1 protein-coding gene is annotated in these 676 nt (G+C 66.3%); it reads left to right on the top strand.

Features of this window, described 5'->3' with window-relative positions; translation table 11 throughout:
• Positions 1-44: 44 nt before the first annotated feature.
• Positions 45-676, top strand: a 632-nt coding sequence (locus EN879_RS37960; protein ID WP_127274815.1) for a sulfate transporter family protein, incomplete at its 3' end; no start/stop codon positions are given.

The raw sequence follows: 676 nt of genomic DNA, 5'->3' as shown, positions 1-676 counted from the left end.
CATCCGGCTTTTAGGCGGCGTCCGCTAGCCGGGGGTGTGACAAGGTGATTTTCGACGCTGCCCGCGCTGCGGCCCTCGAGCTGATTTCGCCTCCCTTCCGGGCCGTGTTCGTCAAGACGCTGGGCTTGACCGTGCTGGCACTGGTGGCTCTGTGGTTCGGCCTGACCAGCCTCGTCGAGTGGCTGGCGCTGCCGTGGCTGCAGACGCTGTTGCCCGGCATGCCGTCCTGGGCCGGGTGGCTCGGCGGCATCATCGCGGCAATAGCGCTTGCCTTCGGCATGGCGTTGCTCATCGCGCCGGTGACGGCTGTTGTCGCTGGCCTGTTCCTCGACGATATCGCCGAAGTGGTCGAGCGCACCGACTATCCCGGCGATCCGACCGGCCGCGCCATGCCGGCGCTGCGCTCGCTGGTGCTGTCGGCGCGATTCCTCGGTGTCGTCATTCTCGGCAACATCGTCGCGCTGCTGCTTCTCTTGGTGCCGGGCGTCAACATAGCCGCCTTCTTCATCGTCAACGGCTATCTGCTCGGGCGCGAGTTCTTCGAATTCGCCGCCATGCGCTTTCGCGGCGAAGACGAGGCCAAGGCCTTGCGCAGGCACTATGCCGGCACAGTGTTTCTCGCCGGGCTGCTCATCGCCGCTTTCCTCGCCGTGCCGTTGCTCAACCTGCTGACGCC

The organism is Mesorhizobium sp. M7A.F.Ca.AU.002.02.1.1, from assembly GCF_003998535.1.
Classification (GTDB): domain Bacteria; phylum Pseudomonadota; class Alphaproteobacteria; order Rhizobiales; family Rhizobiaceae; genus Mesorhizobium; species Mesorhizobium ciceri.
The sequence above is the reverse complement of the archived record's forward strand: the minus strand, read 5'-3'. Positions and strand labels throughout refer to the sequence as shown.